The 9,892-nt window shown below is 52.0% G+C and carries 1 protein-coding gene; it reads left to right on the top strand.

The window, feature by feature from the left end:
* Positions 1–96 precede the first annotated feature (96 nt).
* Positions 97–9,885 (top strand): hypothetical protein, encoded by a 9,789-nt coding sequence (locus ACOJUO_RS17420; protein ID WP_422137637.1) that lies wholly within the window; start codon positions 97–99, stop codon positions 9,883–9,885.
* Positions 9,886–9,892 lie beyond the last annotated feature (7 nt).

Below are 9,892 nucleotides of genomic sequence, written 5' to 3'. Positions count from 1 at the left end.
GTCCTCCGACCACGCCGGTGAAAAGACAAGTATCACAACCCTTCTGATATCACAACCCTTCTGAAAGCCATCTAGATCAATCCATGAGGTGTTATCATGCCAGCTGTACCCAAGGATGTTCATGTTGCTATTGTCGGTCCTGTCGAAGGTTGGGAGTCTATTTGGCTAAAAATATGGGCCAGCTTGAACCCGGACCATACAATCCATGTATGGTCTCCCAAAGCTTTGAGATACAAAAGAATTCTATATTCGTTGCTGTTTTCTGAGAGAATACAACAAATTATTGAAACAGATTATCCCATTGATATTGCGCGGTTGAGGCATAGCATCTGGCAAAAAATCGATACTTTTATGGGGAAAAACGATGATGTAGAAAGATTGGATATAATGAAATCCCATTTTTCAGACAGTGTAAAGATGTCGTTTACCACCCAATGGAATAAAACCAACGATCTGTTAAATCAAATCCGAAATGAAATTGGCACGGTTTCTGTTAACGAATTAGAGTTTGAATTTGAAAAAACACACAGTGAATATATCAAGTACACCTTAAGCCTTAAAAAAACTGTGATAGCCGAAAGAGCTATAGGGTTTTCTCATCAATTCTCTGATGGAGGGGTATATATTGATCAAGGACTGTTACCATCACTGGACGATGAGACCTTTAAAAAAGGGGGTGTTTCGAAAAATCTTATACCGAGAACCAGCGGTAAGATTATTTACACGGAGGAGATAGAAAGAGTTAAGGTGCGTGCTATTCTGATAAAAATGTTTGAAAGTGGAATTATTCCTGATCCTGGACCTTATTTTAAGGTACACCGACAACTGCCAAAAGTAGACTCCGATCGAATTCAAAGAGTCGTAAAAGAAACCAGTATTGACAAACTATTTAAAAAACTAAGTGATCGTGCACTATCGAAAGCTACCTTTCATAAAGTATTTTTCGGTAAAACTATGGCTAGAGGCCGGCCTACAGCTTCATACCTTAGTGATTCAATCAAGCCAATAATGTTCGAAGCTGCCCCAAATAACCGCTTGATCGGAAAAATAATGGAAGAAACCATATATTTCCACAGAGTTTTAGAAAACCTTAAAAAAAATGAAATAAGCAAGCAAGAGCGTATACCAAAGTTACAGGAGTCTTTGAAAGCATTCTATATCTCTAGCGATGACATCGATAAAGTTGCAATGATGTTAACAGAGCTTTCATATCATAATGGGGATTTTGAACACAGGATTCTCGCTAAAATAGGTTATGACGCTTTTGAAAGATTAAAAAATAGCCAATCCGGAGTAAGGACCACAGTTAATTATGATCAAAATTTCTTAGAGTACAATCCCTTCTATTACATGAATTCTTATGACAATGATTTTGACCTGCCAGAATTTGAGCGCAAGCGACCATACAAAAAGTTAATAATGATTAATGTTTTTAAGATTCCAGAGAACAGGGAAGAATCTTTGAGAAAGTCTTACGAACTTTATAATAAGTTACGCACTCAAGATGGCGGCGCTGTTTTGTACGAATTTGTTGAATCTGATGCAGTGCAAAAGCAAGAACTTAGAGTGATGGCAGGAAAATCATTCAAAAATATTGGCGTAGACACTAAAGTTTTTATCACTGGAAGTCTTGATTTCTCTAGTACCGAGTCGAGTGCCGTTAATCACATCAACTCCCAATTCTTAGTGAAAAAGCTATTGTCAGCTTTAATTGAAGTGATCCCCAAGGATACCACCGTACAAAACATAGCATTCTCTTTTGATAACTCCGCACAAGACATTCCAGGTGTTGAGGGTGTCTTGGATGCTGGTCAGAGAGATTATGTTATACCTGAAGTCCTGAGGGGGCTGGCTAAAAAAGGTATCTATGCAAATTCAGCTGTTGCAGTTCGGGGATACTTATCCGCAGTCGTTCCACAGCAAACTACCGGTGGTGATCCTGACAGGCCGTCAACCTCGAGAGATGCGCCCGATTCTGAACTCAACCGTATTGTTTTCACCCGGAATAAAGACGACACCGTTACGTATATAGCCAAGTTCGGGTTGAGCTCGCTTGACCCTGATAATGAGTTTAATCCCACAACCGGCCTTGACACTCGCGAATCCATGTTTGCAGATCAGTTGTTCGAATCCATAGTCGTTGAGGATTCGCAGGATTCGGGCGACCCCAGACTCGGAAAGGAGTCAGCCAAAGCCCTGGTCGAAAAAATGTATGCCGGTGACAGGCAGCAGGATGGTTCTGCCTCTGCCTCTGCCTCTGCCTCTGCCTCTGCCTCTGCCTCTGCCTCTGCCAGACCGGAAAACAGGGTACCCACTTCCACCGTCCACAATGAGGTCGATTATAGAAGAGATGCTGAAAAATACTTATTTGCATCTGAGTTCAAAGATGCGATTTTTTTCGGATTAAACAAAGACTCAACCCCTGGAAGAGTTGCTTTCTTCCATCCGGATCGGAGAGAAACGCGTCGTTTGGAAGACACAATCGACATGGCGAAGGAATCTTCCTCCTACACCGAATGGCTTGACCGCTATGAAAGGCGTTTCCCCGAGTTCAACTACATCACCCAGCTTCGGCAGGAAATGAACCAATATCAGGGTGAAGAAGAGAAGGTCAAGGCCTTCGAAACCTTCAAAAGAAAGGCAGAGACCTATTCATTCGATAGCTTCACTTTCAATGCCCTCACTGAAGAGGGTGCTGCCACAGTTAGGGCAATCTACAAAAATGAATTCCCCAACATTGAGCTTCCCGCAAACCAGCTACCAGCCTCTTGTAACCGGCGCCGAAGATCAGCCAATGCCGGCAGCTGCGACGCTCGACGCAAAGAGTTGGCGTATGCGCTCCGGTTACTTTCCGGCCCCAAAACCCAACTCAATCTTGATGGCAAAAAAGACAACAAAGGTAAAAAAACCGATATTGCCCTGATCAAACCCACCAACGAAGGTGTGCGCTGGCTGCAGAATTTTTTCACCCGGTATCGTCGCCTCGAAGCCAGGGACGCATTAGCTAACACCCGGGGCATGCACTCGGTCATTGCCCTGAACGAAGACTCGTTTACCCGTGCTCAACAGCAGATAAAAGACGGGACCTTGAGTGGCCAACCCCTGTTGCTGAAAACCACCCCCTCCGGCAGTTATGCGCTGCTCACACCCGATGGCCGGGTTCAGTCGGCCATCGCCGGGGGAGACGGCAACCGCGTCACCGTTGTCGGTCGGCCAGCCAGACTGATCGCCGATGCTTTGACGACACTGTCCTACTTTACCCCGGACATCCACATCGCCAGCCTGACCGTCAGCGATCTTGCCAGCAGCAAACAGTCAAGCGGAATCACCGCCCTGAACGCCCTGAAAACCTTTGTGGCCCTTTCACCCACCAACGGCAAACCCCTGGTGGGCGAACTGATTATCGAGCCCAGAAGTCGCAGCCCCGAGGTTTTCAAACGACTGGTGAAGGATATCCAGCGCCAGATGCCGAAGGATCGCCCGGCGATCGAAACCCTTGTGCTGCGCTCCCCGGCCACCGGAGAACCGCAGTACCGGCTTTTTTCTGGCGAAAAGGCGGTGCTGATGTCACCCCGGCCATCGGATTCAAAAGCCCTTATTCGGTATTTGCCATCCAGCCAGCTTTCGGTTCCGGAGCAGCCCCGGACTAAAGACAAACTCTCAGGTTTGGCTTCTGAACGAGCCGAATTCAGGCAGCGGCTGCTGGAGTTTGACACCGCCCTGGGGGACATTAAAGCCCGGCACTCTCTGCCCGACAGCATGATCCCCCAACTCGATACCCTTCGTCGGGATGGCCGTGGCTGGCGCATCGACTTTTTAGAACCCGATACCCTGGCCCGTAAGAACATACAGTTTACGTCCGGAGCTTTTGACCGCTTCCGGGGCTTTCTCCAGGGCAAGGGTCGTCCATCACCATCGCGGCTCAAAGGAAAAAAAGGAGCCACCGGCAGCTGGGATAAACTCAGGTCTGTTATAGGTCTTTTCGACCTGGTCACCGGGATTGCCCCCGCAGGATTTCATTACAAAAACTCCCCGCCTCAGAATATGACGGACACTGAACGACAGATTTATACCGGGCGTCAGGTGGTTTTTTATGCAGCGGTCACCTTGCAGGGGATTGAGATGATCGATCTCGGGCGACAGGGACTCAAACTGTTCACCCCGAACTTCAAGCAGCCATTTTCTACCCACCGGACAGCGCCAAAGCTACCCGGTACCGAGCTGAAAAAGCCGGTCAGTGGGCTGAAAAAAGTCGGCAGGCTGGGTAAAAAAGCCGCTCGTTTTTTGCCTTTAGTGGGTTCCAGTGTGCCGATAACCAGTCTCACCCTGACCGTGATTGACTATGAGAACGAAGAGGACCCGGAAGTTAAGGAACTCAAGAAATCCATGGTGATCTTTGAGTCGGTGGACATGGGTATCTCAATTTTTTCAGACTTTCTCGGGCCGCTCGGGTTTACGGTTGACGGTCTCATGCACTACGTCAGGGCTATTTTTGCCGAGGATTATAAAGAAAAGTTCGCCAAGCTGGCCTATAAAAAGTTACGGGACGCCTCGGGCAAGGCGGCCCACATCTTTAACCCGATTCACGCCCAACTGGATCCCAAAAGTTTTCTGGCCAACAACCAGACCCTCAATGCTTTGGTGAGCGAGGACGGCAAAAACCTCCTGCCCCTGAACATCGAGTCCATCAACCTGGCGGACAAGACTCTGACCTACGGAGGCGTCTATACGCACGGGATAACCTTCGTGGCCAAAGATAATGGCGACTGGAATTGGAAGAAATGCAAGGAAAAGGTCGATGTAGCACACAACACCCTGGAATGCCCTACCTATACCAACCGGCTCGACCGCTCCCCGGCCCCCTTTAACCTGATCAACGATGCTCTGAAGACATTGTGCCGGAAGGAATCGCGTTTAATCCCGTACCAATGCTCAAACGGGGTGTTTCACAACCTGGGACAGATGAGCGATAAAAAGATCATTTTAATGCCTGCCGTACCCGAGTTGAAGCTCACACTCGAATACACTGACATTGATCAGGACTTTCAAGGGAGTGCGCCGGACGGCAGTTCACCCGGTGCGCAGCTGCTCGATGCCGTCAGCGATGATAAGCTGAAACGGATTTACCAGAAAAAGGTGAAAGACACCAAAGTCACTCGGTGTGTGAGCATCTTTTTTAAGAAGTGTAAAGAAAAAGTGACTTACACATATAAATACCTTGGCAAGACGTTCACTCATATAAGCGGCCAGGAGTACCTTCAATCAACCAGCAGCCTGAATCTCGATAAAAACGATCACATCGTCGTCTTTCGCTGGGTCTCAGACGAATTCTCCTGGCTGCTGGATTATGACCTGTACAGTCCTAAAGGGTCCGACAACACCTACGTCCTGGTGTCCAACGGTGACCATGTTATCCGCATTCACCCCCGGGGGCAGACGGCCTCTACCTGGGTGTTGAACTACGACGGCAAGCGCCCCTACGCCTGCATTACCGAGCGGGATGACCAGATACAAAACTGTAGCTCCTCGCTGAGCCAGATCAGGAACCCAACCTGGGACATCAGGCTGGGTGAGACCCTTTTCCGGTTTCCTGATCCGGCGCCGTCCCCCTCTCACGAACCCATCCCCTCGTATAAAGTTGTGGTACAGGATCCCAACGCACAGTTTGAGTGGCTGCCGGACGACAAAGTGATTCATCACTTATACGACACCGGTACACTGAATGACAGGCCGTCAAGAGCATCGAAACTGAACAGAATCATGAGCCGTTACACTGCGGCCAGGCGTTTCCTGCCGCTGGAGCTGAAAGACTGCGACGCCTCATTTCAGCTCCGTCAACACTGTATGGCCGGAGCGCCGAACCGGTGGACCACAACCACATCCGGGTGGTCACCCAAAATACCGAACCGGTGGGCGATGAACGGTGCCCTTGACCCACTACCCAGGAGCAATAATCGGCAGAACCCGGCCTGGTTACAGCACCAGCGGGACTGTGACCGACAGGTTAATGAGTATCTCAAGAAACCTTACCGCTGCTTCCCCGGCAAACTGGGACTGGCCAGAGCGGACTGGCATAAGTTAGACCGGATCCAGATCTGGTACGATACCCTTAACCATCAGGAAATCCGGCTCATTGCTGCCAAGGTGCAACCGGTCCAGGGGAACCCGGCTACCGGCTACTATTTTTTTGACTCCGCCAACGGCAAGGTGTTATTCCAGAATAAGGAGGTACTGACCCGGGAAATCAGGCACTTTGATGAGTTGAATGCCAGCTTGTTTGGCCGCCACGTCTCTAAGATAGTGCCGAACAAAGATGAGTCACAATTGCTGGTATTTGATGCCCCCTATTATTACCTGTTGACGGCCAGCCCGTCCGGTCAGCTGAATCACCAGTTGATTGCGGCAGAAACTCTGGATGGCCAGCTCAGCGAACCTCCTGTACCACCTGCAGCGGCATCCGGCACAACGGCATCTGACCATGGACTGATTTCCATGCGGGTCGTCGATAGCTACAACAAACGTCGTATACTTAGAGCCGGTTTTTATGACGATGCCACCCGAACCCATTTTGCCTTCCTGAGCAGCCTGTTGGATGGCGACGTGCCGAATAATAAAAACGACGGAAGCCACTTACGGACGATTGATGAGCGTGTCCGCAGAGTACTGAGTGAAGAACACCTGCCGGTCCACAAGGTGGTTTGGGGCAAGAAAGTTTACTACATTTTGTTCAGCAAGCACTCCGGAGACCTGTATTACCTGACCGCCGACGTAAAAAACCCCAAGAATGTCCAGCGGCTGAGCTCCGGTTTCCATTTGATCCGCCCGGCAGGCGAGAAGCAAGCGCTGGAAAAGGCAAAAGTAGAGGCAAAGATGGCCAGGGGCGGCGTCTTCAGGCATGTGCAGGCGCACTCCGGCAGCCTTCTGGCCGATACCAACGGTCACTACCGGCTGTGGATACCGGACAAGGCCTGGGACAACACCCGGGTGGTCAGCGAAAACCTGTCGGTGGAGTCAGGGCCCTTTAAGAACTGGCAGGTCGAAGCCACCGGGCAGATCGTCGCCAAGTCGAACGATACCCTGAGTGTGCACCAGTTCACCCCCCAATCTGGCGTGGTGATGGACAGCCTGAACCTGGGCAAGGTAGTCAACCTGATCTTCGCCAAACTGAGCATAGAACACCCCGGCACAACCTGGACCACCGCCAGTGCCCGTTTTTTCATCCGTGAGCTGAAGAAACTGCTGGGGAACCGAGTGAAAGAGGCCAGGGAGGCGTTCTCGGCCACAGTGGGACTGGTGCCGCTGAGACCGATCACCGCGATCACCGACCATCCCCTGTTCAGCGCGATCAGGCAACTGAACCTCTGGTACTACCCGGACAGCGACACCCTGCTGGCGGCCAACACCCGTGACCAGTTTGAGGTCATGGTGAACGAGAACGGCCAGCTACTCGCCCTGTCGGACACCCGCAAAGAGGAGGCCTTCGAGTTTTTTCTCCAGCCTGATCAGGACAAAGGTCATCCCTTTTGTGGCAAGGCCGCCGCCGCTTCGCTGACCGGGATGCCCAGTGAGTTCGATGACCAGATCTCCCCTCCCTGCCGTTACACCCTGCCTAAGCGCACCGACTTGAGGGGCAGCTACCAGTGGAAATTCGGTGCCCGGGCATGGCGCATCAAGACACCGAAGGCTCAATACCTGGCCAACCGTGAGCGTCTGGCCCTGGTGGCGCTGGACCTCAGCCTGATGGGACCCAGGAACACCACCGGCAGGCTGGTCTACTGGACCCGGCAGGATTTTAACCAGACCGTGGGCTCTCTGCCAGCGGACGTACGACAGCGGGCTGACATCGGACTGATCGCCCTCACGCTGCGCCCTGATTATTCCCCCACCCAGGTAGCCTGGATGGATTACCGGGGCCGGAGTCCCCGTAAACAGAGACTGTTGTTCGGTTTGCCTGGCAAGGAACACGGTGTTCAGCAAGTGATTGGCAGCACCCGGAAGTTCTCGTCCCCTAAGTCAACGAGCGCGGTCGTTTATAACCAGAACAACCAGACGCTGTACCGGGTCACCCAAAAGGGTTACCAATCACTGGGCACCTTTGGCAGGGTCGCCGTGATGGCCGAGGGTCTGCTGCTGTCAGGAACCCCCGGAGCCGACAAGATCAAACTGGAAACGTTGCGGCTGGACACTTACTACCAAGAGCATCGGGTGGCCTTTGTCCGGAACGGTACCCGACAGCGGTTCGGGATCATGGTGGAGAGCCAGGGTGGGTCCGACGTGATTAAACTGGATGAGACAGACTTGTCATTTTTTGCCCGAATCCTCATCCATCCCGGCCTGGCTGAAGAAAGCATCACCAAGCACGACAGGGCACAAACCCGCATTGAACTGAATGTATCGGCCTTCCTCTTCCTTGCCTGGCGCCGGGGTCAGAACCTGGTGCTGTCCAACCGGTTTACCACCGGCGATGCCGAGATCGAGATTCAGCAGGTCTGGGCCAGACAGCACGACCAGTTCCTGCAACCCACAACGCTGGTGTTCAATGACCTTGAGCTGTCATTATCCGACCTTGCAGCACGGGTGACGGACTCAGGTCAGGGGGTCGTCCTGCCACTCACGGTGAGCAGCCTCGTCAGGAAGGAACGCCTCCGATCCATCAACGCCACAGCCAGCAACCCCCTGTACATCCAGCAGGACCAACCGGTAAAAATCGTCACCTACCAGGCGATGGACGGGATTAAACTGACACTGGAACCCCTGAACGCCACATACGTCAGACGTCAGGTGTTTATTACTGGCACAGGACAGTGGGGCTGGGAGCCGGGCAGTGTTCAGGTGAGCGGGCCGAAACCCGACAGCGGTTACCAGTCATGGCCGTTTCTACCCTCCGTAATCAGCTCGTCCGCCGTCGGTAACAGGACAGCGAGACTCTGGGGCAATAGCCGCAGTAATATTCTGTACCTTGGCGCCGACGCCCGACAGTGGTCACTCCGTGGATGGGGCGGTCATGACCTGCTGCTGCTGGGAACCTCAGGAAACACCGCCCCACGACCAGAAGTACTGGCAAACCGGGGCGACCGGTGTGACAACCGGAGGCTGGATACGCCCGGCAACAGCAGCCTGTGGCAAGCCATTCTCGACTGGACCCGCCCGCTGGTCGGCGGTGTTGGCAATGACGTCTATGACCTGCGGGCGTGCAGGCCAGCCCGCACAATCGACAGTCGTGGCAAGCATTATGTTCTACTGTCGTCCGAGTCTAAGGCAGATTTACGACGTTTGTCGGGTGATAACAGCACCGCACTGTTCTTTACCGACCTGACCCCGGAACAGGTGGCGTTCAGCCAGTGTAACCCGCAGGCGCAGAGCAATCTCACCCGCAGCAGCAACTTTACCCGCAGCAGCGCTTCCCTGCCATTGGAGAGCCAAACCTTCAGGATCATCAATACCGGCACTAACCAGACACTGGCACTGGTGAAACCGGAGGTGCTGGCCAGTCTGCACTTTAAAGGTGGACAAGTCAGCCTGAACCCCATGGCTATGATCAACAGGAATGACAGCAAGTTAGCCATGAACGACAGTGACGGGGGAGAGAATGAAGCCGTGACCTTTCTGAACAAAATCATTCGCAGGGGGCAACGGCTGGTGAATTACCTGTGCAGCCTGGCCGGTGGTGAGAAAAACAACATTGGGTCGGAGAGTGAGCGGCCAGTAGGAACAAGCCTGAATAATACGGAACTTTACCAGCACTACCAGCGACTGGTTCAGGACCTCAGTGCCCTGTCAGGCAATTACAGTAGCGAGAGCCCGTCGTTTATCACGTCGGAAAATCAGAGGATGATGCAGAACTTGACGACACCACAACCTTTAACGACGTTAGGTCATGGGTGATTATCAG

The sequence above is a fragment of the Endozoicomonas sp. ALC020 genome, assembly GCF_049275935.1.
In the GTDB taxonomy this organism is placed as follows: domain Bacteria; phylum Pseudomonadota; class Gammaproteobacteria; order Pseudomonadales; family Endozoicomonadaceae; genus Endozoicomonas_A.
This window is presented reverse-complemented; position numbering and strand designations above follow the sequence as displayed.